Annotated in this window: 22 protein-coding genes; 6 read left to right on the plus strand and 16 right to left on the minus strand. The window is 71.2% G+C overall.

Annotated features, from left to right (window positions below; all coding sequences use genetic code 11):
- Positions 1-57 precede the first annotated feature (57 nt).
- Positions 58-1158, plus strand: a complete 1101-nt coding sequence (locus GXW74_RS08120; protein ID WP_211845978.1) for a YncE family protein — start codon at positions 58-60, stop codon at positions 1156-1158.
- 351 nt (positions 1159-1509) lie between these two features.
- Here the strand turns inward: GXW74_RS08120 and GXW74_RS08125 are convergent, their stop codons facing one another.
- The 7 genes from GXW74_RS08125 to GXW74_RS08155 form a co-directional block, all read right to left on the minus strand.
- Positions 1510-2154 (minus strand): cytochrome b, encoded by a 645-nt coding sequence (locus GXW74_RS08125; protein ID WP_211845979.1) that lies wholly within the window; start codon positions 2152-2154, stop codon positions 1510-1512.
- A 165-nt stretch (positions 2155-2319) separates the two neighbouring features.
- Positions 2320-6183: a non-ribosomal peptide synthetase gene (locus GXW74_RS08130; protein ID WP_211845980.1), complete on the minus strand. Its 3864-nt coding sequence runs from the start codon at positions 6181-6183 to the stop codon at positions 2320-2322.
- Complete coding sequence (locus GXW74_RS08135) at positions 6176-6439, minus strand: phosphopantetheine-binding protein (RefSeq protein ID WP_246523061.1); 264 nt, start codon at positions 6437-6439, stop codon at positions 6176-6178. Before GXW74_RS08135 ends, GXW74_RS08130 begins: the two co-directional genes overlap by 8 nt.
- Positions 6440-6457: 18 nt before the next feature.
- Positions 6458-8089 (minus strand): (2,3-dihydroxybenzoyl)adenylate synthase, encoded by a 1632-nt coding sequence (locus GXW74_RS08140; protein WP_211845981.1) that lies wholly within the window; start codon positions 8087-8089, stop codon positions 6458-6460.
- A gap of 133 nt (positions 8090-8222) precedes the next feature.
- A complete protein-coding gene (locus GXW74_RS08145; protein WP_211845982.1) occupies positions 8223-9452 on the minus strand; it encodes an MFS transporter in 1230 nt (409 codons plus the stop codon).
- Entirely contained in the window at positions 9452-10414 is a 963-nt protein-coding gene (locus tag GXW74_RS08150) for a Bug family tripartite tricarboxylate transporter substrate binding protein (RefSeq protein ID WP_211845983.1), read from the minus strand. The genes GXW74_RS08145 and GXW74_RS08150 overlap by 1 nt, the downstream gene beginning before the upstream one ends.
- Positions 10411-11628 carry a M20 aminoacylase family protein gene (locus GXW74_RS08155; protein WP_338148181.1) on the minus strand — a complete coding sequence of 406 codons (1218 nt, stop codon included), beginning with the start codon at positions 11626-11628 and terminating at the stop codon, positions 10411-10413. The genes GXW74_RS08150 and GXW74_RS08155 overlap by 4 nt, the downstream gene beginning before the upstream one ends.
- Before the next feature lie 119 nt (positions 11629-11747).
- Here GXW74_RS08155 and GXW74_RS08160 point away from each other — a divergent pair, with 119 nt between their 5' ends.
- The 3 genes from GXW74_RS08160 to GXW74_RS08170 all read left to right on the plus strand — a co-directional run bounded on the left by GXW74_RS08160 (position 11748) and on the right by GXW74_RS08170 (position 16345).
- A complete protein-coding gene (locus tag GXW74_RS08160; RefSeq protein WP_211845985.1) occupies positions 11748-12881 on the plus strand; it encodes an alpha-hydroxy acid oxidase in 1134 nt (377 codons plus the stop codon).
- A gap of 269 nt (positions 12882-13150) precedes the next feature.
- The gene (locus GXW74_RS08165) at positions 13151-15382 is read left to right on the plus strand and encodes a TonB-dependent receptor (protein ID WP_211845986.1); all 2232 of its coding nucleotides are present in this window, start codon (positions 13151-13153) and stop codon (positions 15380-15382) included.
- Positions 15383-15667: 285 nt separating this feature from the next.
- A complete protein-coding gene (locus GXW74_RS08170) occupies positions 15668-16345 on the plus strand; it encodes a Fe2+-dependent dioxygenase (protein ID WP_211845987.1) in 678 nt (225 codons plus the stop codon).
- A gap of 558 nt (positions 16346-16903) precedes the next feature.
- On the opposite strand, the gene GXW74_RS08175 is transcribed toward GXW74_RS08170, so the two are convergent.
- The 6 genes from GXW74_RS08175 to GXW74_RS08200 all read right to left on the minus strand — a co-directional run bounded on the left by GXW74_RS08175 (position 16904) and on the right by GXW74_RS08200 (position 22025).
- Entirely contained in the window at positions 16904-17701 is a 798-nt protein-coding gene (locus GXW74_RS08175; protein ID WP_211845988.1) for an ABC transporter ATP-binding protein, read from the minus strand.
- Positions 17698-18759 carry a FecCD family ABC transporter permease gene (locus tag GXW74_RS08180; RefSeq protein WP_211845989.1) on the minus strand — a complete coding sequence of 354 codons (1062 nt, stop codon included), beginning with the start codon at positions 18757-18759 and terminating at the stop codon, positions 17698-17700. The genes GXW74_RS08175 and GXW74_RS08180 overlap by 4 nt, the downstream gene beginning before the upstream one ends.
- Entirely contained in the window at positions 18756-19856 is a 1101-nt protein-coding gene (locus GXW74_RS08185) for an ABC transporter substrate-binding protein (RefSeq protein WP_211845990.1), read from the minus strand. Before GXW74_RS08185 ends, GXW74_RS08180 begins: the two co-directional genes overlap by 4 nt.
- Positions 19850-20071: a hypothetical protein gene (locus GXW74_RS08190; RefSeq protein WP_211845991.1), complete on the minus strand. Its 222-nt coding sequence runs from the start codon at positions 20069-20071 to the stop codon at positions 19850-19852. Before GXW74_RS08190 ends, GXW74_RS08185 begins: the two co-directional genes overlap by 7 nt.
- A 13-nt stretch (positions 20072-20084) precedes the next feature.
- A complete protein-coding gene (locus tag GXW74_RS08195) occupies positions 20085-20930 on the minus strand; it encodes an alpha/beta hydrolase (protein ID WP_211845992.1) in 846 nt (281 codons plus the stop codon).
- 504 nt (positions 20931-21434) lie between these two features.
- Positions 21435-22025: a hypothetical protein gene (locus GXW74_RS08200; protein WP_211845993.1), complete on the minus strand. Its 591-nt coding sequence runs from the start codon at positions 22023-22025 to the stop codon at positions 21435-21437.
- A 134-nt stretch (positions 22026-22159) separates the two neighbouring features.
- On the opposite strand from GXW74_RS08200, the gene apaG reads away from it, so the two are divergent.
- Positions 22160-22573 (plus strand): Co2+/Mg2+ efflux protein ApaG, encoded by a 414-nt coding sequence (gene apaG / locus GXW74_RS08205; protein ID WP_211845994.1) that lies wholly within the window; start codon positions 22160-22162, stop codon positions 22571-22573.
- 121 nt (positions 22574-22694) lie between these two features.
- On the plus strand, positions 22695-23333 hold the full coding sequence (gene folE / locus GXW74_RS08210; RefSeq protein ID WP_456306971.1) for a GTP cyclohydrolase I FolE: 639 nt from the start codon (positions 22695-22697) through the stop codon (positions 23331-23333).
- Positions 23334-23448: 115 nt separating this feature from the next.
- Here folE and GXW74_RS08215 read toward each other — a convergent pair whose 3' ends face one another.
- From GXW74_RS08215 to hslO, 3 genes are read right to left on the minus strand one after another with little or no spacing between them, the layout of a single operon-like run.
- Complete coding sequence (locus GXW74_RS08215; RefSeq protein ID WP_211845995.1) at positions 23449-23844, minus strand: RidA family protein; 396 nt, start codon at positions 23842-23844, stop codon at positions 23449-23451.
- Positions 23845-23861: 17 nt separating this feature from the next.
- Positions 23862-24488 carry a hypothetical protein gene (locus tag GXW74_RS08220; protein ID WP_211845996.1) on the minus strand — a complete coding sequence of 209 codons (627 nt, stop codon included), beginning with the start codon at positions 24486-24488 and terminating at the stop codon, positions 23862-23864.
- Positions 24489-24492: 4 nt separating this feature from the next.
- Positions 24493-25464 (minus strand): Hsp33 family molecular chaperone HslO, encoded by a 972-nt coding sequence (hslO, locus tag GXW74_RS08225; protein WP_338148183.1) that lies wholly within the window; start codon positions 25462-25464, stop codon positions 24493-24495.
- Positions 25465-25748: the final 284 nt, after the last annotated feature.

Genomic DNA, 25748 nt, shown 5'->3' on the forward strand with positions numbered 1-25748 from the left:
CAATGATAATGCGAAGCATTATTAATTATCCGCCCTCGCATCCAAGGTAGGCTGCAAATGCCCCATCCCACCGTCAGCGCGGCCCTCGCCCGCCCGGCCGTCTCGCGTCGCCATCTCCTGGCGCTGCTCGGCGCCGGTGCGGCGGTCAGCGCCATGCGTCCCGCCGCGGTCAGCGCCGCGCCGGTCATCGAGAAGACCGTCAGGGTTCCGTCGGGGCTCTACGAACTCGCCGTCAGCACCACCAGCAATCTCGTGCATGTGGCTGCGGTCGGCGCACGCGGCCAGAACGCCGCGAAGATCATCGGGCTCGACCTGCGCACCCTGGAGACGCGCTCGACCATCGAACTCGGCGAGGATTCGGCATTCGGCCTCACGGTGAACGACCGCCGCGGCCTGTTGCTCGCCACCGGCACGCGACAGGGCGCCTTCAAGATCCTCGACGTGCGCACCGGCACCCTGCGGGCGAGGCTGACCCAGGGCGAGGGCTCCCATCTCCGACAGGTGGTGGCGGATGAGGCGCGCGACCGCGCCTTCGCAACCTCCTTCGGGGCGCGCGACCGGCCCAGCGCCATCTGGGTCGTGGACACCGCCGCCGACCGGATCGCCACGATCATCACCGAAGGGCTCGAAGGCGGCATTGCCGGCCTGGCGCACGATCCGGCCGGAGACCGGCTCTTCGTCACGGCGCTGACATCGAACGAGATCGTGGAGGTCAGCCTGGCCCGCAACGCCGGCATCCGCCGCTTTCCCTCCGGTGGCGAGGGGGCGATCAACGTCGCCTTCGACCCCGCCAGCGGCCGGCTTTTCTGCGCCAACCAGAGGAGCGGGACGCTGACGGTGCTGAACGCCGCGTCGGGCGAGGTGGCGAAGGTGCTGGAGACCGGGGCGGGGGCGCTCGGCGTCACCCTGTCCGCCGATGGCGCCATCGCCTACATCGCCAACCGCCAGGCCGGCACGGTCAGCGTCGTCGACACCCGTGCACTGACGGTGCTGGGCAGCCTCGCCACCGGCACGCATCCGAACACGGTCGCGGTCGATCGGCGCAGCGGGCTCGCCTATGTCACCAACAAGGCGCGTGGCCTGCCGCGCGGCGCCCCGCGCGACCAGGCGCCGCCCGAGGATCCCAACGGCGACACGGTCAGCATCATCCGCCTCTGAGCGGCCGATCGCCGGCGGCCGCTCCGCCGGCGCGCGTGCAGGTCCCTGTCAGGCGCATCGTCACCCGATCAGGTCATTCCGCCCGATCGGGATCTGCACCGGCGTGCTGTCCGCTTCGTTCGCTGAAGTGCCGGCGGACGAAGCGGTTCGGCAGGCCGCTGGAGACAAGGGCGCAAGGCCGGGAAACGACGGTCGCAGGCGTCGGAAGCGGAACTCATGCCGTTGGGCCTTGCCGATGAGGTCGTCGGCAAGGCCCATCGGCATTGCGCGCGCGGTTCGTGGGATGGCCGTGCGCAAGACCAGGATGTTGGTCCCGCGTCAGCCAGGAGTCCGGCCGGCTTCAGCACTGCATCAGCCGCCACGTCGCGCTGAAGTGGTCGGCGGACCGGCCCGGCAGCCTGGGCTCTTCGAGGCGTGGACGGGCGGCCGACCGTCAGCCGGCCGCCGGGCGCCGCGCCCGCCCATCCGCATCAGCACGCCGTCACGCCAGACCACATGGTGGACCAGCGCCATCGCCGCATGGCCGAGGATCAGCGCCATCAGCAGCCAGGCGAGCTTCGAATGCAGCAGGTCCGCCGGCCCCGCCATCCATTCGATGCGCTGGCCGGTCCGTTCGACCACCTGGTGGCCGAAGAAGGCGAAGCCTCTGCCCGAGCCGAGGGCGCGCAGCAAGGCCAGGGCCGGAACAACGAGCAGCAGCGCATACAATGCCAGCTGGCCGACGAGCGCCGCCCTGCCGATCCCGCTCCGGTCGTGCCCGGGACGGCGCTTGCGATTCGCCCATGCCCAGAGGAGGCGCAGCACGATCAGCATCAGAAGCACCGAGCCGATCGACTGGTGCGTGCCGACCCAGAAGGCCATCAACGGCGTGCGTCCGAGAACCAGCCGCAGGATCATGCCGGTGAACTGCCACAGCAGGATCAACGCCATCGTCCAGTGCAGCAGCCGCGTCACCAGGCCGTAGCTTTCGGGCGTATCCCGCCATTGCAGCGCCATCTTGCATCTCCCGCTCGCCATGCCAGGCCATCAGCGGTCCACTGCGGCCATCAGAAATCGACAGTGAGGATCAGCCGGGTAGCAGAGGGGCCGGGGAGGTCAAGCAACCGCAGCGTGACCAACGCTTGCGGGCTTGCGTCGCCCTTGCCGAGGTCGGCGCCGCTGCTACAGGCGCAGCAACAGCGCCGGCGCGATCACCGCCGTCGCCGCATCGCCCATCATCTCGCCATGCAGGGCAGGGACGTCGATCACCTCGACCCGCGCCGCATGCGACGTCCACATCGCAGGCGAGAGGTCGCGCCCCGCATGGTCGCGCGCTGCGCGGAAATGCGTCAGCGTACCGTCGAAGCGACGGTGGTGGTGGCCGCGCACCAGGCGGTTGTTCCCCTCCACCACGCGCACCACGCCATCGAGCGCCGCTTCCGGCAGCCGACCGAGCGGCATGCCGCCGCGGCGCAGGAAGTCGATCACCGCGCCGCGCTCCATCGGCAACTCCGGGTGCTGCGCCGGGTCATGCCCCGCGATGGCAAGCAGCGCACCATAGATCGCCGCATCGTCGGGTTCCGGCGCGGCGCGCCAGACCTCGGCCGGATAGGCATCGAGCAGCGCAAGCACGCCCACCTCCCTGCCGAGGTCGCGCAGCCGCACCGCCATGGCCTGGGCGATGATCCCGCCCACCGACCAGCCGGCGAGATGGATCGGACCTGCCGAGGCAGCCGCCAGCACGCGGTCGGCGTAGTCGGCCGCCAGGGCCTCCAGGCTTTCCATCGGCGGCACCGCGGCGTCGAGCGACGGCGCCTGCAGGCCAAGCACCGGAACCTCCGGTGCCAGCGCGCGGGCGAGACCGCCATAGCACCACGCAATGCCGCCCGCCGGATGCACGACGAAGAGCGGCGGCCGGTCCGGAGCCCCGCGTCCCAGCACGATCAGCGGCCGCAGGCCATCATCCGTGGGCGGCAGCGCGGTGGAATCGAGCAACGCCGCCAGGCGCTCGACCGTCGGATGTTCGAACAGCGCGCCGAGGCCAGGATCGCGGCCGAATTCCTCCTGCACGCGCAGCATCAGGTCGACCGCGAGCAGCGAATGGCCGCCCAGGGCGAAGAAGTCGTCCTCCGCACCGACGGCCGGGACGTCGAGCGTCTCGGCGAACAGCGCGGCGACGCGGCGTTCCGTCTCCGTCGCCGGTGCGCGGCCTTCGCTCTGCGGAAGGTCCGGTGCGGGCAGCGCGCTGCGGTCCAGCTTGCCGCTGCTGTTCACCGGCAGCGCCGCGAGCGTCACGAAGGCCGAGGGCACCATGTGGTCCGGCACGCGCGCCGCGACATGGGCGCGCAGCGCGGCAGCGTCGTAGCCCGGCCCGGGCACGACATAGGCGACGAGCCGCTTGTCGCCCGGCCGGTCCTCCCGTGCGATGACGCGGCTCTGCTGCGCCAGGGAGGATGACGCGATGGCGGCCTCGATCTCGCCGAGTTCGACGCGGAAGCCGCGCAGCTTCACCTGGCCGTCGGCGCGACCGAGATAGAGGATCGCACCATCCGGGCGGAACCGTGCCAGGTCGCCGGTGCGGTACATGCGCTCGCCGGGGTGGAAGGGGTCGGGGATGAAGGCGCGCTCCGTCAGGTCGGGCTGGCCGAGATAGCCGCGCGCAAGCTGCACCCCGGCGATGAACAATTCCCCGGTGACGCCGGGCGGCAGCGGCCGCAGCTCGGCATCGAGCACATAGAGCCGCGTGTTCCACACCGGAAAGCCGATCGGCATCGGCCGGCTGTGGTCGCCGCGCGAGGCATCCCAGTAGCTGACATCCACTGCCGCCTCGGTCGGGCCGTAGAGGTTGTGCAACTCGGCCGCCATCGTGTCGTGGAAGCGGTCGCGCAGGTCTGTGGTCAGCGCCTCCCCCGAACAGAAGACACGCGCCATGGCGAGCCCGGCGGAATCGGGATGGGCGAGGAAGGCGGCGAGCATCGACGGCACGAAATGCGCCGTGGTGACGCGCTGCTCGCGGATCAGGCGTGCGATGGCGGCCGGGTCGCGATGCGCGCCGGGCGAAGCGACGACCAGGGTCGCACCCGCGATCAGCGGCAGGAAGAACTCCCAGACCGAGACATCGAAGGTCGCCGGCGTCTTTTGCAGGATGCGGTCCCCGGCGGCGATGCCGTAATGCGCACGCATCCATTCCAGCCGGTTGACGATCGCGCGGTGCTCGATGACCGCGCCCTTCGGCTCGCCGGTGGAGCCCGAGGTGTAGATGGCATAGGCCGCATCGCCGGGTGCGGGGCCGTTGGGCGCCTGCCCGTCCAGCGGCCAGTCGGCGGGCGGCAGGATGGCGCCGCCGCCGGGCAGCGCCGCCGTTGCCAGGGTGAGGCGCGGCGCCGCGGCCGCCATGATGCGGGCGATGCGGTCCGCCGGATGTGTGGCATCGAGCGGCAGGTAAGCCGCGCCTGCGCGGAGCACGCCGACGAGAGCGACGATGAGCTCGAAGGACCGGTCGAGCGCGACGGCGACCAGGTCGTCCGGCCCGATGCCGCGCGCGGCGAGTTCCGATGCCAGCGCGGCGCTGCGCCGGTCGAGCTCGCCATAGCTCATCGAGCGGCCTTCGAAGACCAGCGCCTCGGCCTCGGGGCGCGCTGCCATGGCTGTCTCGATCAGCCGTGCCAGCGTGGTGTCGTGCACCGGATGCCTGGTGTCGTTCACGGCATGCACGAAGTGCTGCGCTTCCTGCGGCGTTGCGGTCGCGACGGCAGCGAGGCCGCCTGCCTCCAGCGCGGCCGCGATGAACCGCGCAGCGCGCGTCGCATGGGCGGCCGTCGCCTCGGCGGTGTGGAGATTCGGGTTCGCCTCGACGTCCAGGCGCAACACATGGGCGGTGGGGTCGCCGCGCAGGTCGAAGGTGATGTCGTCCACCGGCCCGGTGCCGAGCAGGTGCAGTTCCGCCGTCAGCCCCGGGAAGGTCGGCACCTCGTGATAGGGTTGGATGTTGACGATGGGCCCGTGCAGCCGCCGCCCCGCACCGACGCGGCCGAGGTCGCGGCGGATCTGCTCGCCGCGATAGCGCCCGTGGCGACGCAGCGCGGCAAGCTGCGTCGCGACATCCTCGACCCCTTCCTGCAGTGGCCGCGCCTCGTCGAAGCGGATGCGCAGCGGCAGCACGTTCATCAGCGTCGCCGGCGTGCGCGCCGCCGCGCTGCCGAAGCGATTCATGAAGGTGACGCCGACGAGGGTCTCCGCCTCGCCGGTCAGGCGACGGACATAGGCGCCGAGCAGCGCCGTCATCACATCCGGCCAGGCGAGATCATGCGCCGCGGCGAAGCGGCGCAGCGCCGCGGCATCCTCGGCGGGGATCGCCGCCTGGGCGCGATGGGTCGATCGCGCGGTCAGGGCGACGCCCTGCCCGATGCCGGTGACATCCGGCGCATCCGCCAGGGCCTGCCGCCAGAAGGCGGCATCCCTGGCGCGGCGTGGCGCCGCGCGATAGGCGGCATCCTCCGCCGTCGCCGCGTCGAAGGGCGCCAGCGGCGGGCCGGCATCGCCACCCGCGACTCGCGCGGCATAGAGCGCGGCTGCGCGGCGCATCAGCAACTCGGTGCCGAAGCCGTCGAGCACCAGGTGGTGCGCGCGATGGTACCAGAGGTGATGCGTGGCCGAGAGGCGGTAGAGCCGCTCCGCCGCGAGGGGCCCGCGCGCGGGATCGACCGGCCGCGCCATGTCGCGTGCCATCGCTGCCTGCGCCGCGGCGAGGGGGTCTGCCTCAGCCGAGAGATCGACGACCTCCAGCCAGGGCCGCAGCGCGGTGTCGGGGCGCTGGGTCACGCCCGCCGGCCCGTCCCCGATGCGGAAGGCCAGCGAATCCGCTTCCGCCACCATGCCGTTCACCGCGTCGCGGAAGGCGTCGGTGTCGAGCACGCCGCGCAGCGCGAGATAGTGCCCGGTGTTGAACACCGGGTTTCCGGGATCGAGGCGTTGCGCGTACCACAACCCCTCCTGCGCTTCGGTCAGCCTCACGCCCGGCGCGGCGAAACCGCCGCCGTCAACCATCGCCACGCACCGCCAGGGCGCGTTCGGCGAGCGCCCACCAGGCGCCCAGCGTCACCTTTTCCGCCACGGCGGCGAGGTCGAGTTCCACCCCCTGCTCCGACCAGCGGGTCAGCAGCGCCATGGCGCGCATGGAATCGAGACCGAGGTCGATCAGGTCGTCGTCGTCCTCGAGTTCCTCCGGCGCCATGCGCAGAAGCCGCGCGAGGTCGGCGCGCATCTGCTCCCGCGTCATCGGCGGCATCCCTTCCGCGGCCATGCCACTGGTCTTCCCGTCCTAGCGTTCCGCTTCTTCCGCCAGCAGCCGCGCGCGCAGGCGGGCACGCAGCTCCTTGCGGCTGATCTTGCCGGCGGCGGTGGTCTCGAAGCTCTCCACCAGCACCACCTGGTCCGGCACCTTGAACTCGGCGATGTTGCGGGTGCGCATCCAGGCCTTGAGCGCCACGGCGCGCGGCTTCTCGCCGCGCGGGATGATGAAGGCGCAGCTCCGCTCGCCGAGATACTCGTCCGGCACCGAGACCACCGCCGCGTCGAAGACGTTGGGATGAGCGAGGAGGTGGTCCTCGATCTCCTCGGCCGAGATCTTCTCGCCGGCGCGGTTGATGTGGTCGCCCGCGCGGCCCTGCACGACCAGGTAGCCCTGTGGGGTGCGGCAGACGATGTCGCCGGTGCGGTAGTAGCCGTCCGGGGTGAACGACCGCGCATTGGCGGTCTCGTCGTTGTGGTAGGCGCGGATGGTGTAGGGGCCGCGCGTCAGCAGGTTGCCGGGTTCGCCCTCGGGCACCGGGTTGCCGAGATCGTCGAGGATCAGCACCTCGTCATCGGGGCTGATCGGGCGGCCCTGCGTCTCCAGCACGATCGGGTCCGGATCGTCGAGCCGCGTGTAGTTCACCAGTCCCTCGGCCATGCCGAAGACCTGCTGCAGCCGGCAGGCGGGCAACGAATCCTGCACCCTTCGCGCCGCTTCCGGCGTCAGCTTGGCGCCGCCGACCAGCAGCACCTTGAGGCTCGACAGGTCGTGCTTCGACGCGGGCGCCGACTGCGCCCAGAGCAGCGCCAGCGGCGGCACCAGGCCGGTGATGGTGACGCCCTCGCGCGCGATGATCGGAAAGGCGACATCAGGGCTGGGGGAGGGGCTCAGCACCACCCGTGCTCCGGCATACAGCGCGCCCATATGCCCGGGCGAACTCATCGGGAAGTTGTGCGCGGCGGGCAGCGCGACGAGGAAGGCGCTGTCCGGCGATACGCCGCAGATCTCGTTGCTCGCCCTGAAACTGTAGATGTAGTCGTCATGGGTGCGCGGGATCAGCTTGGACAGCCCGGTGGTGCCGCCCGATATCTGCAGGAAGGCGACGGCGGAAGGATCGGGGTCGCCCGGCAGCGCGCCACGGTCGCCATCGAGGCCCGCAAAGGGCGTGAATTCCTCGGCCTCGCCCACCACGATCACGTGGCGCAGGCGGGCCTCGCTCTCGCGCGCCTGCCGCGCCAGCACGCGGTAGTCGAAGCCGTCCGCGCCGCGATCGGCGCAGACATAGGCGGCGGCTTCGGATTTGCGGAGGAAATGCGTGATCTCGGTCAGGCGGTGTCCCGGCAGGGCATAGACCGGCACCATCCGGGCGCGGAACAGGCCGAAGACGACGGCGAAGAATTCCGGGATGTTGCCGAGCTGGACCACCACCCGGTCGCCCGGCCGCAGACCGATCGCGAGGAAGCCGGCCGCCGCCGCCTCGGCCCGCGCCCAAAGCCCGGCATAGGTCCAGCGCCGGTCGCCGGCGATGATGGCCGGCGCATCCGGGCGCTCGGCGGCGCGTGCGCGCAGGAAGCCGGGGAAGGTCTCGCCGCGCCAGTAGCCCGCCGCGCGGTAGCGGGCGGCGAATTCGTCGGGCCAGACCTGTCGGAGGGGGAGCACTGAGGGAATCCGTTCCATCGGCGCCGCCGCGGTCAGCCGACCGGGTCCGGAGGTGGCGCCTTCGCTTCTTGAGAATGCTTATCACTAGCGCCAAGCCCGGGGCGCGACAAGCGCGTGGCGCCGGTCGGGTGCATCACGGTGCTGCCCGGCCCGGCGCGCGCCCCGCCCCGAGCCACAGCGGCAGCGCGACCGTCAGCAGCAGCGCGCTGGCCAGCGCATAGGGCAGGGCCGGCGCCAAGGCATAGAGCAGCGTTCCCGCCACCGGCCCGACCACCATGCCGAGCCCCTGCGCCGCACCCGCCGCGCCCGCCGCCGCACCCTGCTCATCCGGAGCGACGGCATTGGCCGCCATCGCGGAGAAGGCAGGGAACACCCAGCCCATGCCGAGCGCCGCGACGAAATAGCTGGCGGCCAGCATCCAGCTCCGATCCGCCAGGACGACGCTGCCGAAGCCCAGCGCCGCCACCAGCGTGCCGGACCGGATCATCCCTTCGGGCGCGATCTGCAGCCGCGCCGCCACGGCCTGCGAGAGCACGAGCGCGACGCCGACCAGCATCAGCGCGGTGCCCGCGGCCTGCGCCGCGGCCTCGGGCGACAGGCCGAGACGATCCATCGCGAAGAAGCCGATGCTGACCTGGGCGATGGCGACGCTGAACATGGCCGCGAAGCCGATCGAGAGCGGGCGGCGCAGACGGGGATCGGAGAGTGTCAGCCGGCGCCGCACCGGGCTCGGCCGCGGTGGCGTGCGCGGCACCTGCCACCACAAGGCGAGGCAGGCCAGCAGCGGCAGCGCGGCGGTCGCGATCAGCGGCACGCTCAAGCCGTGGGGCACCAGCAGCGCGGCCAGTGCCGGCCCGGCCACCAGCCCGGCGCCGCTGCCGGTGCCGAGCTGCGCCATGGCCTGGGCGCGGCGCGCCGGCTCCACCCGATCGGCGATCAGCGCCATGCCGGCGGCCGGGATCGCGGCATAGGCGCCGCCCACCAGGCCACGCAGCAGCACCAGGCCGAGAAAGGCCGGCATCGCCGGGATCTGCCAGCGCAGCAGAGCATCGATGAAAAGGCAGAGTGCCCAGTAGGCCAGGGTGAAGCCGGCCGCGCCCGCGAGCAGGACGGCGCGGCGCCCGAGCCGGTCGCTCGCCGATCCCCAGGGCCGCGCGGCCAGCATCCACATGACGCCGGAAGCGGTCACGGCGAGACCGGCCTGCCAGGGCGGCAGCCCGGCGGAGCGGGCGACCGGCCCGACCAGCGCCACGAAGGCCATCATCGCCAGGCTGCCCGAGAAGACCGCCGCCATCAGCGCGAGGAGCACCGGATCGCGCGGGGCGGTGCCCGCCGCGGCGGCTGCGCCAGCCGGCTCCGTCATCATTCGACCGTCACGTTGGCGGCACGCATCAGCGGCGCCCAGCGCGCCCGCTCCTCCGCCAGCATGCGGGCGAAGGACGCCGGGTCCTTCACCGCCGGCTCGGTCGCCTGCTGATGGAAGCGCGCGACGATCCCGGGCTCGGCGAGCGCCGCGGCGGCCGCTTCATGCAGCCTGTCGATCACCGCAGCCGGCGTGCCCGCCGGGGCGATCAGGCCGACCCAGGATCGCAGATCGTAGCCCGGCACGGCATCGGCCATCGGCGGAACATCGGGCAGCACGGGGGACCGCTCATTCTGCGCGACGCCAAGAATGCGGATGCGCCCCGCCCGCGCCAGCGGCACCAGCACCGGCGCGGTGCCGACCGTGGCGTCGAGCTTCCCGGACAGGAAGTCGGCCATCATCGGGCCGCCGCCGCTGTAGGGCACCTCCAGAACCTCGATGCCGGTCAGCGAGCGCAGCAGCACGATACCCACATGGCTGCCGGAGCCGACGCCGGAGTGCGAGACATTGAGTTCGCCGGGCCTGGCCCGCGCCGCCGCGAGAAACTCCGATGTGCTCTGCCAGGGCCGCGCCGCCGGCACCGCCAGCACGTCGAGGATCACGCCGAGCTGCGCGACGGGGGCGAAGCTGCGCTCCGGATCGAAGGGCAGGCGGCGATGGATCGAGGGATTGACGGTCAGCGGCCCCGGCGTGGCGAGCATCAGGGTATGGCCGTCCGGCGCCGCGTTCGCCAGCACCTCGGCGGCAATGTTGCCGCCGGCGCCGCCGCGGTTCTCCACCACCACCGGCTGGCCGAGCCGGGCCGCGAGTGCAGGCGCCAGCAGCCGTGCCACGATGTCGTTCGCCCCGCCCGGCGCGAAGCCGACCAGCAGCCGGATCGGCCGGCCTGGCCAGGGGGCTTGCGCCTGCGCGGTGCCGGCGAGCGCCGGCCACGCGAGCAAGGTGCGGCGGGGCAGCCTCATGCCGGGTCTCCAGGCCGGGCGGCATCCGCCTCGCCGAGCGCGTGATCGACCAGGCTGACCCAGTACGCCGCGCCGAGCGCCAGCAGCCCGTCGTTGAAATCGAAGCGCGGCGTATGGACATGGTGGAAGGTGCCGTCCGGCGCCACGCCGTTGCCCGCCAGCATGAAGGCGCCCGGGCGCTGCTGCAGCATGTAGGCGAAATCCTCGCCGGCGGTGATGGGTGGATAGTCGGAATCGACGGCCTCGGCGCCGACCAGCGCGGCGGCGGCGCGGGCGGCGAGCGCCACCTCCTCGGCCGTGTTCACCAGCGCCGGGTAGTCGTGACGATAGACGATCCCGGCGGTGCAGCCATGGGCGGCGGCGGCGGCGGAGGCGAGGTCGCGCAGGCGGCGTTCCATCACCTCCCGCACCGCGGGCAGGAAGGACCGGCCGGTGCCGGACAACACCACTTCGGCCGGAATGACATTGGGCGCGCGGGCATCGCCGCCGGCGACATGGCCGACACTGAGCACGGCGGTCTGGCCGGGCGGGACGTTGCGGCCGATCACGCTCTGCAGCGTGCCGACGAACTGCGCCATCGCCTGGGTCGGGTCGGTGGCGCGGTGCGGCACCGCGCCATGGCCGCCGCTGCCGCGGAAGGAAACCGACCAGGTGTCCACATTGGCGAGCATCGGCCCGGCGCGCAGGCCGAACCGGCCGAGCGGCAGGCCGGGTTCGTTGTGCATGCCGAAGACGGCATCGGCGGGGAAACGGTCGAACAGACCTTCCTCGACCATCACGCGGCCGCCGCCGAGCCCTTCCTCGGCCGGCTGGAAGATGAAATGGACCGTGCCTTCGAAATCGGGATGTTCCGCGAGGTGCCGTGCCGCGCCGAGCAGCATCGTCGTGTGCCCGTCATGCCCGCAGGCATGCATCACCCCCGGATTGGCGGAAGCGTAGGGCACGCCCGTGGCCTCCTGGATCGGCAGGGCGTCCATGTCCGCGCGCAGCGCGATGGCGCGCGACCCGCCGCGCCGGCCACGCAGCGTGCCGACGACCCCGGTGCGCGCGATGCCCTCGGCGACCTCGATTCCCCAGCCGCGCAGCGCCTGCGCGACCACCCCGGCGGTGCGGCCCTCCTGGAAGCCGAGCTCGGGATGGCGGTGCAGGTCATGACGGATCGCGATCAGCTCGGCCTCATGGCGTCGGAGCAGGCGAAGCAGGTGGGCGGACACGGCGATCTCGCTGAATGGATTGCGAATGATTGCTACTTGCAGTCGCTGCGCGGGGCAAGCAGAAGGGCGCATCGATCCGCCGGTACGTCGGGCCGGCGGCCCAATTGACGGGATGAACGATGTCTGACGCCTTCAGCATTCCTCCGGATATCGTCTGCCTCGCCGACTATGAGCGCCATGCGCGCGGCCGGCTGTCCGAAGGGGCCTGGGCCTATGTCGCCGGCGGCGCGGCGGACGAGACAACGCTTCGGCGCAACCGTGAAGCGTTCGACGCGATCCTGCTCAAGGGACGCGTGCTCGGGGATCTTGGCGGCGGCAACACGCGGCTCGTTCTGTTCGGGGAGACCTACGAGCACCCGATCATGCTCGCACCCGTGGCGCATCACGGGCTTGCCTGCCCCGCGGCCGAGATCGCAACGGCGGTGGGCGCGGTGGGCGCGCGCGCGGGATTCGTCATCAGCACGGAGGCGGACACGGCGATCGAGGAGATCGCCGCGGCGGCAACGGGCGGGAACTTCTGGTTCCAGCTCTATATCCAGCACGACCGGGACTTCACCCACGCGCTGGTCGAGCGCGCGACGCGGGCGGGGGCGAAGGCCATCGTCCTGACCGCCGACGCCCCGGTGAGCGGCGTGCGCGACCGCGAGAGGCGGGCCGGCGTGACCCCGGCAATCCTTCGCGCGCCGGTGAATCTGCGCGATGCGCGGCCCGGGCCGGTGCCGCGCGCGGGTCTCGGCGAAAGCCTGATCTTCAACGGCTTCATCGACAGCGCCGCACGCTGGGAGGATTTCGCAAGGCTGCGCGCCGCGACGCGCCTGCCGCTGCTGATCAAGGGGATCATGGCACCCGAGGATGCGGATCGCGCGATCGGGGAGGGCGCCGACGGGATCGTCGTCTCCAATCACGGCGGGCGCGTGCTCGATACGCTGCCGGCGACCATGGAGGCGCTGCCGGTGATTGCCTCGGCCGTCGCGGGGCGTGTGCCCGTGCTGGTGGACGGCGGCATCAGGCGGGGGACCGATGTGCTGAAGGCGCTCGCTTGTGGTGCGAGCGCAGTGATGATCGGGCGCCCCTACATCCATGCGCTGGCGGTGGCGGGCCCTGCGGGAGTCGCCCATGCGGTGCAGATGCTCCGCGGGGAGTTCGAGGTCGCGATGGCGCTGACCGGTTGCCGGACCTTGCGGGACGTTTCGCCCCGGGTGCTGTGGGAGGCGACCCGGTCCGGGCAAGCGGGCTCTTCTCGCGAGGCGTGAAGGAAGGCCGGCGGAGAAGCCTGCGCGTCAGAGGGAGAGGCGCGGCGCCCTTGGTTGAGAAGACCGGATGCTTCCCTGCGTCCGCCCCGCGGGACCGCGCATCCGGCCGGCCTATTGTTGCCGCGAAGTCACAGGAGCCGCCGGCGCATAGCCGGAGCGAGGCAAAATTTCGGCAAACCTACTTGATAACGACTCGCATTCGCAGCACGGTAGGGGCCATCGCGCTCCACCTGGAGGCGCCTCGGATCCGGGAGAACTAGCAGGTGACCATGACCTCTTCCCTACGGACGGCGGTCCGTTCGACCATGTTCGGCAGCGGCCTCGCGGCCGGCATGGTGTTCGTCGGCGGCGCGCCGGCCGACGCCCAGACCACGGAGCCCGCGCCGTCTGACGGGGTGAACCTGCCGCAGATCAGCGTCCAGGGCGCACAGCCCGACAACACGCTGCAGGGCACCACCGGCCTCGGCCGTCTCCCGGGCCGCATCCAGGACCAGCCGCAGACGATCCAGGTCGTCCCTCGGGAGATCATGCAGCAGCAGGGCGTCACCACGCTGCAGGAAGCGCTGCGCAACGTCCCCGGCATCACCTCCTCGATCGGTGAGGGCAATGGCGGCGTCAACGGCGACCAGCTGCGCATCCGCGGGTTCAACTCGCAGAACGACCTCTATGTGGACGGCTTGCGCGACTTCGGCAGCTTCCGCCGCGACGCCTTCACCTTCGAGGAAGTGCAGGCGCTGCTCGGCCCGTCGGGCGTGAACTTCGGATCCGGCGCGGCGGGCGGTGTCGTCAACATCACCAGCCGCACCCCGCACCTGGGCAACTCCTTCAGCGCCGACGTGACCGGCGGCATGGACTTCTTCCTGCGCGCCACCGCGGACGCGAACTACCAGTTCAGCGACACTGGCGCCTTCCGCCTCAACATCATGGGGCAGACCGGGCGCACCGTGGACCGCGACCTGCCCCGCGGCGAGCGCTGGGGCATCGCGCCCTCGCTGGCCTTCGGCCTCGGCACCGACACCACGGTGACACTGGAATACCTGTACTACCGCTATGACGAGCCCGCCGATGCCGGCGTGCCGATCGTGACGCGGCCGGGCACCACGGTCGGCCGCCCGGTGACGGAATTCGGGGTTCCCCGGGGTACCTGGTACGGCAGCAACGACACCGATCGCGACCAGGCCACCGTCAACCGCCTGACCGCGCGCCTGCAGCATCGCGCCTCCGACTGGCTTACGCTGTACAACGACACCCGGCTCGGCTTCGCGGACAAGTTCTACAGCTTCTCCGTGGTGTCCTGCGATGCGACCTGCGTATCCCGCCTGTTCAGTGGCAGTGGCACGCCGCAGTACAGCCTGAGCGGCGGCGGCTCGCCCTACACCACGCAGACCTGGGGCATCCAGAACATCTCCACGGCGGTGGCGCGCTTCAACACATGGTCGCTGCGGCATGAGGCGACTCTCGGCGTCGACCTCTGGTACGAGGATTTCCAGCGGACGACCTACACCTACAGCTCCAGCCGCACCGCCTTCCGCGGCAATCTCTTCGCGCCCGACAACGACGTGAACTTCCTCTACAGCGTGAGCACCGGCGCCACGGCCCAGCGGCAGAACGAGACGACCCAGGCGGCGATCTTCGCCAGCGACCGGATCTGGTTCACCCCGGAAATCTCGGTCCTGGCCGGCCTGCGCTGGACCCGCCAGCAGTCCGACTACACATCCTACGGCGGCACCAACCCGGTCAGCACGCTCAACGCCGACAACAGCTTCCTCGATCCGCGCGTGTCGCTCATCTGGGAGCCGACGCCGCAGTACACCCTTTACGCCTCCTACGCGCAGTCCACCTTCGCGCCGGGGTCGAACTGGGCGACGCAGCCGGGCCAAGCGAGCGCCAACAACTCTCGGCTGGAACCCGAGCGGAGCACGATCTACGAGATCGGCGGGCGGGCGAGCATTCTCGATGACCGCCTCGGCCTGAGCGCATCGGTCTATCAGATCGAGAAGGACAATGCGACGGAGACGGATCCGTCGAGCGGCACCGTCTTCTCCTCGGGTGACCAGCAGCGCATCCGTGGCCTCGACCTCGGCGTCTCTGGCCGCATCACGCCCGCCTGGAGGGTCAATGCGCGCTACAGCTACATGAACAGCGAGACCACCAGTTCGCTCACCGCCGCCAATGTCGGCAAGCGCGTCGTCTATGTGCCCGAGCACGCCGCCTCGCTCTGGACAAGCTATGAGATCGCCCAGGGTACGCCGTGGAACGTCACCGTCGGTGGCGGCTTCACCTGGCAGACCGACGTCTACACGAATGCGGCGAACACCGCGGAAGTGCCCTATGCCTTCTCGCTCGACGCCTTCGTCTCGCACAGGATCAACGACCAGCTGACGGTGCGGATCAACGGGTACAATCTGACCGACAATCGGAACTACGTGCAGGTCTTCGGCAACCGCGCCGTGATGGGGCCGGGCCGCGCCGTGACCGCGACGGTCGGGGTGAGCTTCTGAACGTCGGATCCGGCCGGGCAACACCGCGCGGCCGGATCCAGGGACCGAAGGGGCCGTCCGGGCTGCGATGTCCGGGCGGCTCATTGCTTTGCCGCCGGCATCGGGGCTGAGAGGCCGCTTGGAAAGTCCGTCACCGGCCCGCACCCACATCCGGCCACCCATTCCAGGATACTGCCGTGGGTGGCCGGGTGGGGGTGCGGGCTGGTGACGGAGTCGGAAACGCGCCGCGAGGCGCGTTTCCAAACGGGCTCTGAGGCATGACGGCGCGGGCGAAGGAGAATTGCCATGCTGGTTCACATCCCCAATGTCCTGACGGCCGAAGAGGTCGCGCTGTGCAGGCAAAGGCTGGAGGCGGCAGAGTGGGTGGACGGGCGCGTCACCGCCGGCGACCAGTCGGCCAAGGTGAAGCACAATCTGCAGGTACCCGAGAATTCGCCGACGGCGCGCGAACTCGGCGACATCGTCCTGCGGGCGCTCGCGCGCAGCCCGATCTTCGCCTCGGCGGCGCTGCCGCTTCACGTCTATCCGCCGATGTTCAACCGCTATGACGTCGGCATGACCTTCAACACCCATGTCGACAACGCCATCCGCAACGTCTCCGGCAGGCGCATGCGGACGGACGTGTCCTCGACGCTCTTCCTCAGCGCACCCGAGGAGTACGACGGCGGCGAGCTGGTGATCGAGGACACCTACGGCGCCCAGGCGGTGAAGCTGCCGGCCGGCGACATGATCGTCTATCCGGCGACCAGCCTGCACCGCGTCAACGCCGTCACCCGAGGCAGCCGCTGGGCGTCCTTCTTCTGGACCCAGTCGATGATCGAGGACGATCGTCAGCGCCGCCTGCTGTTCGAGATGGACATGTCCATCATCCAGATGCGCACGGTCGTGCCGGACGACCATGCCAGCGTGCTTGGGCTCACGTCCTGCTATCACAACCTCATGCGCATGTGGTGCAAGATGTGATGTCAACGGCTGCCGTCAGCATCTGCTGAAAGTGGCCGTTTTGTCCTTGCCACGTCTCCCGCGGATGGCGGCGACCGGCATCCGGATCGCGCGATCGTGTTGCCTTGCTGCGGGGATGGGCAGCATTCGGGGGCGTTGCCTCCGCTCCCTGCACCGCTGCATCGGCGCCGGCCCATCGTCCGGGCGCGATCCGCAGGGCAGGTGACGACACGCCGCCGAACGGCGACGCAACCTGGTGTCCCGAGGCCGGAGCTCTGCGGACTTCGCTCGCCGGCCATCAGCCCTTGTTTTCAGAGGCCTGCTTGGCCGCTTCGCTCGCTGGAGATCCGGCGAACGAAGCGGGCAGGGCGCTAGAGCAGATCCCGATCAGGTGGAATCACCTGATCGGGCAAAGATGCTCGCGAAAACAAGAGGCTGGAGCGGTTGCCGTGAGCCAAGGCGAACGGAAACCGCTCTAGAGCAGATCCCGATCAGGTGGAATCACCTGATCGGGTAAGGATGCTCGCGAAAACGAGAGGCTGGAGTGGCTGCCGTGAGCCGGGGCGAAGGGAAACCGCCCTAGGGCGGCGGCGCTCGCCGGCTGACGCCATCGATCAGCAAGGTGCGGCGACCCTGCGAACAGGGTTCGATGCGCGCCTCCACGCCGTACACGTCGTCGAGCATCCCGGGCGTCAGGACCGTCTCCGATGGGCCGAAGCCGTGTGCTTCGCCGTGATCCATCACCAGCAGGCAGTCGGCCCACCGGGCAGCCAGGGCAAGGTCGTGCAGCACGACGATGACGGTCCGCCCCTCGCGCGCCAGCTCGCCGAGAAGACCCATCACTTCGAGTTGCCGCCGCAGGTCGAGCGCGCTTGTCGGCTCGTCGAGCAGCAGCAGCGGCGGATCGCGGATGATCGCCTGGGCAAGTGCCACCATCTGGCGTTGCCCGCCCGAAAGCGACTGCAGCTGCGCCATGCCGAGATCGCCGAGGCCGAGCCGGTCCAGCACCTTCCCCACGCGGTCGAGCAGCGCGGCCTCGCTGCCCCAGCTCGCGCCGTCCGGCAGCGCGCGCCAGGCGCCGAGCAGCGCCTCGATCACCGAAAGCGCGGTGTCCTGCGGCAGGGCCTGGGGCATGAAGGCCAGGTGGTGCGCACGCTCGCGTGCCGACATGCCGATCAGCTCGCGGTCGCCGAAGCGGATGGAGCCCTTCGCCCGCACGAGCCCGGCGATGGCGCGCAGCAGCGTGGACTTGCCCGCCGCATTCGGACCGACCAATGCGGTGACGCGGCCATGGGGGATGGGGCCGCAGGACAGGCCACGCAGCACGGGGCGCCCGGCATAGCCGGCCGTGACGCCTGACAGCAGAAGCTCGCTCATCGGCGCCTCCGCCCGCCGAGGATCAGCATCATGAAGACCGGCAGCCCCACGAGCGCGGTGACGATGCCGAGCGGCAGCACCGCGCCGCGCACCAGCATCTCGCTTGCCGTAGCGGCGAGCGACATGATCGCCGCGCCGCAGAGCAGGCTGCCAGGCAGCAGGAAGCGGTGATCCTCCCCCAGCAGCAGCCGGGCGACATGCGGCGCGACCAGGCCGATGAAGCCGATGGTGCCCACCATGGCGACCGCCGCGGCCGCCAGCAGGCTGATGCGCAGCAGCGCGGCGAAGCGCAGCGCCCCGACATCGACGCCGAGGCCGCGCGCGCGTTCCTCGCCCAGCCGCAGCACGGTGAGGCGCCAGGCCGCGCGCCAGGAGAACGGGATCACCAGCACCAGAACGACCGCGACCAGCACGATGCCGTCCCACTGGGTGCGGCCCAGGCTGCCCAGCGTCCAGAACACCAGTTGCTGCAGCGCGTCCTGGCTGGCGACGAACTGGATCAGCGCCACGATGGCGTTGAAGGTGAAGACCAGCGCGATGCCCAGCAGCACCAGCGTCTCCACCCCCGCACCGCGCCAGCGGATGACGAGTTGCAGCAGCGCCACCGAGGCGAAGGCGAACAGGAAGGCGTTGCCCGACACGGCCCACCGCGCCGGCAGCCCGGGAATGGCGAGGCCAAGCACGATGGCCAGCGCCGCCCCGCAGGCCGCCGCCGAGGAGATGCCGAGGGTGAAGGGGCTCGCGAGCGGGTTGTTCAGGATGGTCTGCATCTCCGCCCCCGCGGCGGCGAGCGCCATGCCGACCAGCACCGCCATCACCGATGGCGGCAGCCGCGCCTGCCACACCACGGTCCGTGCGAGCGGACTGGCCGAGGAGGGGTCGAACAGCGCCCGCAGCGCCTCGGATGCCGGCAGCGGGGAAGGGCCGACGGCGATATCCGCCAGGAAGGCGACGACAGCGATGGCGGCGAGCAGCGCCAGCAGCAGTCTCCGTCGGTGCAGGCTGGCCCGATAGGCGGCGATCGCCGTCGCGGAGCCACCGGAGACGATGGCGCTCACCGCAGGTCGATCCAGTAGGTGCCCTGCATCTTGATGGACAGGAAGCGGCTGTTGAGTTCGGCGAGCGAGGCTTCGGGGTCGATGCCGCGCATCCGGTCGGGGTGCAGCCAGCGGGCCAGTGCCTCGATGGCGAGGTAGTGCGCGGGCGTGTCGTTGAAGCCGTGCCACAGCGCATGGGCGCGGCCCTCGCGCACCGCCGAAAGGCCGCCCAACCCCTGGGACTGCACCACCCGGGCCAGGCTGTCCCTGGCTTCCTGCGCCGTCGCGCCGGTGCCCATGGTGACGCCGCCGCGCGCGCCGCCGAAGGGCCCGCCCGTTGCGACATAGGCATAGGGATCGGCGGACAGGATGAACTCCAGGCTCAACTGGCCCATCTGGGCGGACAGGATGTCGGTCGCGATGTTGTGCCCGCCCGCCGCGCGGATCATGCCGTTGAAGATGCCCGTGCCGGCCGAGAAGCAGCAGGCGGTGCCGCCGGCATGCGCATGCACGAGGATGGAGCGCTTCGGTTCCGCGCCGTCCATGCGCGTGGCGACCTCATCCATCCTGCGGCGGTAATAGGCGTTGAAGGCCGCCGCCTGCTCCGCGCGCCCGATCAGCGCGCCGAGCACGGCGATGCTCCGTTCGGAATCCACCAGCGGATCGGCGAAGAAGTCGATCACGGCGCAGGGGATGCCGGCGGCGTCCAGTCGCCGCGCCAGCCCGCCATCGGGCCCCCCCGTGGTGAAGCGGCTGAGCAGCACCAGGTCCGGCTGCAGGGCGAGGATGTTCTCGAACGAGATGGTATCCACCGGGCCGCGGCCGATCACCGGGATCTGGTCCACCGTCGGCGTCTGCGAGCGGAGCCGCGCATATTCCGGCGCATTGGCCTGGCGCAGGTCCGAGGACCAGCCTGCGATCAGACCCAGCGGGTCGGGATGCAGCAGGGCGAGCACCGGCAGGTGGCGGCCCTGCGTCAGCACGATGCGCCGCGCGGGGCGCGCCAGCCGGACTTCGCGGCCGACCAGGTCGGTGACCACCACCACGCCCTGGGCGTGCACAAGGGCGGGTGCCGCGAGCGGCGCGAGCAGCAGGGGCAGGGCGCGGCGCTTCAGCACTCCGGCGTCCCCTTCGCGGCATCTTGGCAAGCGGCATCGCGATCATCGTCGTGCCGGTCATGGTGTTCTGTTTCGTTCATGCCTCGTTTCCAGAATCCGATGGCGAGGTGCTGGCCGCGCTCGATGCCGCGCCCGTCCCGGACATAGGCAGGCAGCCGACGGACGCTGCGGAAGCGCCGCACCCAGGGGGCCACCTCGGCGGGCTGCGCGATCATGCCGGTCTCCATGTCAGGGGACCGCCGGCAACGCGAAGCGGAGCGCCGGGCCGAGAGCCGCATGGACCGCCGAGCCGTGGTTCTCCCCGGGGAGGATCCGGAACACCTCCGCCGGGAGCCGGTCGGCGAAGGCACGGGCATTGGTGATGAGGCGATGGGCACGGCGCCGGGCGGCGTGGGGATCCTCGCCAGGCGTCTCGGGCGGTTCCTCCTCGCCGCCCACCGCCAGCATCACGCGCGCACGGGTGGCGGGCAGCGAGGCGTGCCGCACATCGAGCTCGCGGAGCAGCGACCCGCCATTCCACCAGAGCGACGGGCTGACGGCGACGATCCGCGCGAAGGCGCAGGGGCGGGCCAATAGCGTGTGCAGCGCGAACAGCCCGCCCAGGGAGTGGCCGAACAGCGCCTGACGCGCCGGATCGACCGGGGCGAGGCCGGCGACCATCGGCTTCACTCGGGCCTCCAGGACCTCGAGAAAGGCCTCGGCCCCGCCTGTCGGCGACCATTCCCCGCCATCGGGGCGCTCACCGAGCGTGGCGGGATCGGCGGGCGGCGTGTAGTCCAGCGTCCGCCGCAGCCGATCGAACGGGCCATCGACGGCATAGCCGATGCCGACGATGATCCCTGGCCCGACCCCGGTTGCGAGGCCGCGCGCGCCCTGGATGCGCAGCGCCTCGACCATGCTGGCGAAGACCGCATTGCCGTCGAGGTGATACAGCACCGGAAATCCCGCAGCGGGCGGAGGACCTTCCGGCACCGCGATCATGACGCGATAGACGCCGCCATTGTCGCGCGGGACATCGAAGCAATGCGCCCCCGGGACGACGACGGGCATCGCGCCAGCGGCGGGACGCAGCACCGCGCGGTTCATCGCCGCGGCGCCGCGGCGAGGGACGGCGCCACGCGCGGCGCCTGTCGCAATGGCAGGCCGTGCTTGCGGCGCAAGGGGGCGCCTGCGCTGCACGGCGCCCGGCATCGATCCGCGCTGCGAAGGTGAAGGCGCCGGATGCCGCGTTGGCCCGGCGGATACCATTGCCGGTCCGAAATGGCGTCGGTCATCAGCCCAATGGTCCGGGTCGTCCGGCGGCGCGGACGCGTCACCAGCATGGCGCGGCCGGGGCTCCGACAAGGCACGGCACGGCGCGGCAAACGGGACGATGCGGAGACGTTGCGCCGGCAGCGACACCCCCGGGGGCAGGTTCAACCAGGCCCGTCGCGACGCCGCAGGCCACCGGCAGCGCACCGGCGTTGTCGTCGTCCATGCTCTCGAAGGTGGTCGGGGCTGTGCGCATCGACATGCCGGGTAAACTGAATGCCGCGATGGCTGCGGCGCATGGGCCGAACGCGGAGATGAGAGAAATTCTCAACTGGCCTCATGTAGCGGAAAGAGAGCCGGCCGGTCCAGCCATCGTCGTGGCGATGCCGGGAGTGCATCGCGTGACTGGCGCGGCGCCCAGCCGGCGAAGGGCTCCAGCGGTGCGCGCACATGGCCGGGCGGGATGCCGACCTCGACGAAGGCCGCGCTGCCGGTCAGGCGCGACCGCCAAGGCGTGCCGGACTCGGCCGACTGGCGCAGCGCATCGGCGGGGAAGGTGGGCCGCAGCGCCTCCACGAAGAGGCAACCGCCGGCGCTGCCGCATCGGGTTTCCTGTGCCAGCACCTGCACCGGGACGCCGTCTCCGCGCCGGGTGGTGGCGCGCGCGAATCTGGCTTGGCTCAGCGCATGGCTGGCGATGACCATGGCGCGACAGGCGGTCGTTCCGTCCGCTCGCTGCCGCTCCGCGCCGAAGCTGGTCACGATCATCGGAAGGCCGCCCGGGGATCCGGTCTGCAGCCGCGGCGGGACCGCGTAGAGGATCGCGGGGCCGGCCGGATTTGCCTGCACCCGGATCGAGGCCGGCCGCACGGCGGCGCTCGGCCCGACAGGCGCCACCCTCGGCACATGCCTCTCCATCCAGTTCTCTCGTTCGGAGCCATGGAGGAGCTTGGGGGGCGTTCATCCTTCGACCCTGCTTTCCGTTGCGCCGTCGGGTGTGGACAAGCGCCCCCCGGCGGCGCTTCAAATAGGCTGTGGGAGTGGTTGCCAGCATGGCCAGGCAGGACGAGTTCAGCGCAACGACACGCGGCATCCGCGTTTCCGTCCGCGCCTTCTTCCTGGCCGACCAGTCGGAGCCCGAACGGGGCCAGTATGTCTGGGCCTACCGCGTGGAGATCGCCAATGTCGGGCGGGAGACGGTGCAGCTTCTGCGCCGGACCTGGCACATCACCGACGGGCTCGGCCGCACCCAGACGGTGCACGGCGCCGGCGTGATCGGGGAGCAGCCGGTGCTCGAACCGGGCGGGCGGTTCGAATACACCTCCGGCACGCCGCTCGCGACCGCCTCCGGCTTCATGCAGGGCGCCTATCATATGGTCGTGACCGGCAGCGGGGAGGCCTTCGACGTCGCCATCCCCGCCTTCAGCCTGGACAGTCCGCACCAGCCCTCCGGCCGCCTGCATTGAGGTGCGGGTTGCGCCCCCTGAACCCGCCACCATCTAGCCGGGTAAGGAAGGCGCCGCGACGCGCCGGCATGGATACGCGACCGGCGCATGGCGCCCCTTGAAAGACACCGAACCCGTGAACATCCATCTGACCGCCCCCCGCAGCGAGGACGACAAGGCCACGACCTTGCCGCGCCCGACCCAGGAAGAGGCCGAGGAGGCGATCCGCACCCTGCTGCGCTGGGCCGGGGACGACCCGAACCGTGAAGGGCTGCTCGACACGCCGCAGAGGGTCGCCAAGGCCTATCGGGAATGGTTCTGCGGCTACGAGGAGGATCCGGTCGAACTGCTCGCCCGGTCCTTCGAGGAGGTCGAGGGGTACGACGAGATGGTCGTGCTGCGCGACATCCGGCTCGAGAGCATGTGCGAGCACCACATGTGCCCGATCATCGGCAAGGCGCATGTCGCCTATCTGCCGAAGGGGCGCGTGGTCGGCATCAGCAAGCTCGCCCGCGTCGTCGAGGCCTACGGCAAGCGCCTGCAGATCCAGGAGAAGATGACGGCGCAGATCGCCAATACGCTGCTGGACGTGCTGCAGCCGAAGGGTGTCGCGGTGGTGATCGAGGCCGTGCACCAGTGCATGACGACGCGTGGCGTGCACAAGACGGGCGTGTCGATGGTGACCAGCCGCATGCTCGGCGCCTTCCGGCATGACCCGTCGACGCGGCGGGAGTTCCTGTCGATCATCCAGGGGAGCCGCGGCCTGGGCGGGGAGGGCTGATGCCACTGATGCCGGAGCGGCTGCCGTTCGCCTCGGCTCACGGCAACCGCCCCAGTCTTTTGTTTTCGCGAGCATCTTTGCCCGATCAGGTGATTCCACCTGATCGGGATCTGCCCTAGGAGGAGGCGACCGCCTCGGCCTCCACCTCGACCTTGAAATCCGGCGTGGCAAGGCCGGCCACGATCAGCAGCGTGCTGGTCGGGGCATGGCCCTGCAGGAACGCGTCGCGCCGCGCCCGCCAGGCGCCCACCAGGCCGGGATCGGTCAGGAACACCGTCATCTTCACGATGTCGCCCGGCCCCATGCCGTGCGCCCCCAGCACGGCGCCGAGATTGGCGAGGGACTGGTCGATCTGGTCCACCGGCCCCGGCACGAGGCTGCCATCCGGCCGTAGTCCGACCTGGCCCGAGATCACCAGGCGACGCCCCTCGCCCTCGATCAGCGCCGCCTGGGAGTAGCGCGACTGCGGCTGCGGCGCGCCGGGCGGGCTGGAGTAGGTGATGCGGGCCATGATGGCGGGTCCTCCGGTCAGGAGCGGGGCAGGGGGGCGGCCTCGACGGGCTCGGGCGTGGCCTCTCCCGGGCGGGCGGGGGCCTGGATCAGGGCACGCAGGTTGCGGCGGAGCTGGTACTCGAACTCCACATTGAGATCGTTGCCCGCGAGGCGGACGATCTCCTCCGCCGCGCGGGCGCGCTCGGCCGGGCTGCCGGCGGGCCGCACGGCGACGCGGCGCACCTCGGCCTCGGCGAAGCCGGCGGGGCTGTCGTCCTCGCCCACGACATCGAGCCGGCAGCGCATGGTGCAGGTCAGCCGCTCCGTCGCGGTGGTGAACATGCCGCCCGCAGCGGCGGGTTCGCGCGTCAGCGTGGCGACCTGCACGCGGAAGCGCGCATTGGCGCTGCCACCGCCGGCCGAGAGCCGGTCCCGCGCCATGGTCAGCACGACGTCGGAGGGCACCAGCGGGGCAGGCGGCATGGTGCGCGTCGCGGCCGGGTCGGTCGCCGAGATCACGTCGATCCGCCCGACCGCCAGGCGCAGCGGCGTGAGATGGGAATAGGAGGGCGGAGCGGCCCGCGCCGGGGCCGGCTCCGGTGCGCTGCCGCAGGCGGCGACGGCGAGCGTGGCGGAGAGCGCCGCGCGGCGGGACAGCGCCACCGGCTCAGCCCTGGGCGCCGCGCAGCTCGGCGCGGTCGAAGCGGAAGCCGAGGTTGCAGAACTCGCAGGTCATGGTGATCGTCCCGTCCTCCGCCATGTGGTCGAGGTCCTCCTCGCCGAATCCGGCCAGCACGCCGGCGAGCTTCGCGCGCGAGCAGCGGCAGCCGTAGGAGAGGGCGCGGGCACGGTCGAGGGCAAGGCCCTCCAGTGCGAAAAGTCGATGAAGGAGGCGTTCGCCGGGCAATGTGTCGTCCAGAAGTTCCGCATCCGTCAGCGTGGCCGCAAGGGCGACGGCCGTGCGCCAGGCCTCGTCCTGCGCTTCCGCGTCCATGTCGGCGTCGATGCCGCCTTCGCCGGCGACGCGTTCGAGGATCAGCGCGGCCGCGCGCCAGCCCAGCGGCGTCTGCGCGCAGGCGAGATGGACATGGGTCTGGATCTGCTCGGACGTGCGGAAATAGGCGCCCGTCATCTCCGTGATCGAATCGCCCTCGATGGCGACGATGCCCTGGTAGCGGTCCATGTCCGGACCCTGGTCGCAGGTGAAGGCGAGGTAGCCCTGGCCGAGCAGCGCGCTGGCGGACGGCGCGGTGTCCTCCGCCAGGAGTTCCGCGAGCCGCTCGTCATTGGCCCGGGCGTAGCCGCGCAGCGCGCCCCCATCGGTGCAGTCGGCCAGCAGCATCGGCACCGGGCCGTCGCCCTTGGCCTGCAGGCTGAAGGAGCCGCGGAACTTCAGCGCCGCGGCGAGCCCGGCGGTCAGCGCCAGCGCCTGGCCGGCGAGCATGGTGACGGCCGGGTGGTTGTCGTGCCGCGTCAGCAGCGCGTCGGCGAGCGGGCCGAGCCGCACCAGGCGGCCGCGCACCGGGCGCCGGTGCAGATGGAAGCGCTGCACGCCGCGCGGCACCACCAGGTCGGGCACCGGCGGGCGGTCGTGGTTGAGGAAGTCGGGCGTGGCGGAGGGATCGGTGGGGCTGGACACCGCGCCTAGATAGGGCGGCAGGGCCGCCGCGTCCAAGCCGGTACGGCACTTTCGGATTTTCGGGCCTTTGCCCTTCATCGGGGGCCGTGCGGGCGCGGATACACGGGCAGAATAAGACAATCTTCCCAATTCAATTGTTGAAGCGGGAGCAAGGACGGAGGATGCCGCGTCGCGAGAGGGGCTTTGCCCCCCTCGCACTCCCCCCACCAAAGGCCGAAAGGCCTTTGGAAACCAACAATTGGGGCTGATCCTGACCGTTGTGGCCGGAGCCAGGTCATGGTTTT

Origin of the sequence: Neoroseomonas eburnea, assembly GCF_018129005.1 — a bacterium.
Taxonomy (GTDB): Bacteria; Pseudomonadota; Alphaproteobacteria; order Acetobacterales; family Acetobacteraceae; genus Neoroseomonas; species Neoroseomonas eburnea.

Bases quoted from the DNA above. Each gene is read 5' to 3' on its own strand.
- GXW74_RS08170 (WP_211845987.1), top strand. From the start codon at position 15,668: ATGCTGGTTCACATCCCCAATGTCCTGACGGCCGAAGAGGTCGCGCTG.
- GXW74_RS08190 (WP_211845991.1), bottom strand. From the start codon at position 20,071: ATGATCGCGCAGCCCGCCGAGGTGGCCCCCTGGGTGCGGCGCTTCCGC.
- GXW74_RS08130 (WP_211845980.1), bottom strand. From the start codon at position 6,183: ATGGTTGACGGCGGCGGTTTCGCCGCGCCGGGCGTGAGGCTGACCGAA.
- GXW74_RS08165 (WP_211845986.1), top strand. From the start codon at position 13,151: ATGACCTCTTCCCTACGGACGGCGGTCCGTTCGACCATGTTCGGCAGC.
- GXW74_RS08160 (WP_211845985.1), top strand. From the start codon at position 11,748: ATGTCTGACGCCTTCAGCATTCCTCCGGATATCGTCTGCCTCGCCGAC.
- GXW74_RS08215 (WP_211845995.1), bottom strand. From the start codon at position 23,844: ATGGCCCGCATCACCTACTCCAGCCCGCCCGGCGCGCCGCAGCCGCAG.
- GXW74_RS08145 (WP_211845982.1), bottom strand. From the start codon at position 9,452: ATGACGGAGCCGGCTGGCGCAGCCGCCGCGGCGGGCACCGCCCCGCGC.
- GXW74_RS08125 (WP_211845979.1), bottom strand. From the start codon at position 2,154: ATGGCGCTGCAATGGCGGGATACGCCCGAAAGCTACGGCCTGGTGACG.
- GXW74_RS08150 (WP_211845983.1), bottom strand. From the start codon at position 10,414: ATGAGGCTGCCCCGCCGCACCTTGCTCGCGTGGCCGGCGCTCGCCGGC.
- apaG (WP_211845994.1), top strand. From the start codon at position 22,160: ATGGCCAGGCAGGACGAGTTCAGCGCAACGACACGCGGCATCCGCGTT.
- GXW74_RS08200 (WP_211845993.1), bottom strand. From the start codon at position 22,025: ATGGAGAGGCATGTGCCGAGGGTGGCGCCTGTCGGGCCGAGCGCCGCC.
- GXW74_RS08135 (WP_246523061.1), bottom strand. From the start codon at position 6,439: ATGGCCGCGGAAGGGATGCCGCCGATGACGCGGGAGCAGATGCGCGCC.
- GXW74_RS08175 (WP_211845988.1), bottom strand. From the start codon at position 17,701: ATGAGCGAGCTTCTGCTGTCAGGCGTCACGGCCGGCTATGCCGGGCGC.
- GXW74_RS08120 (WP_211845978.1), top strand. From the start codon at position 58: ATGCCCCATCCCACCGTCAGCGCGGCCCTCGCCCGCCCGGCCGTCTCG.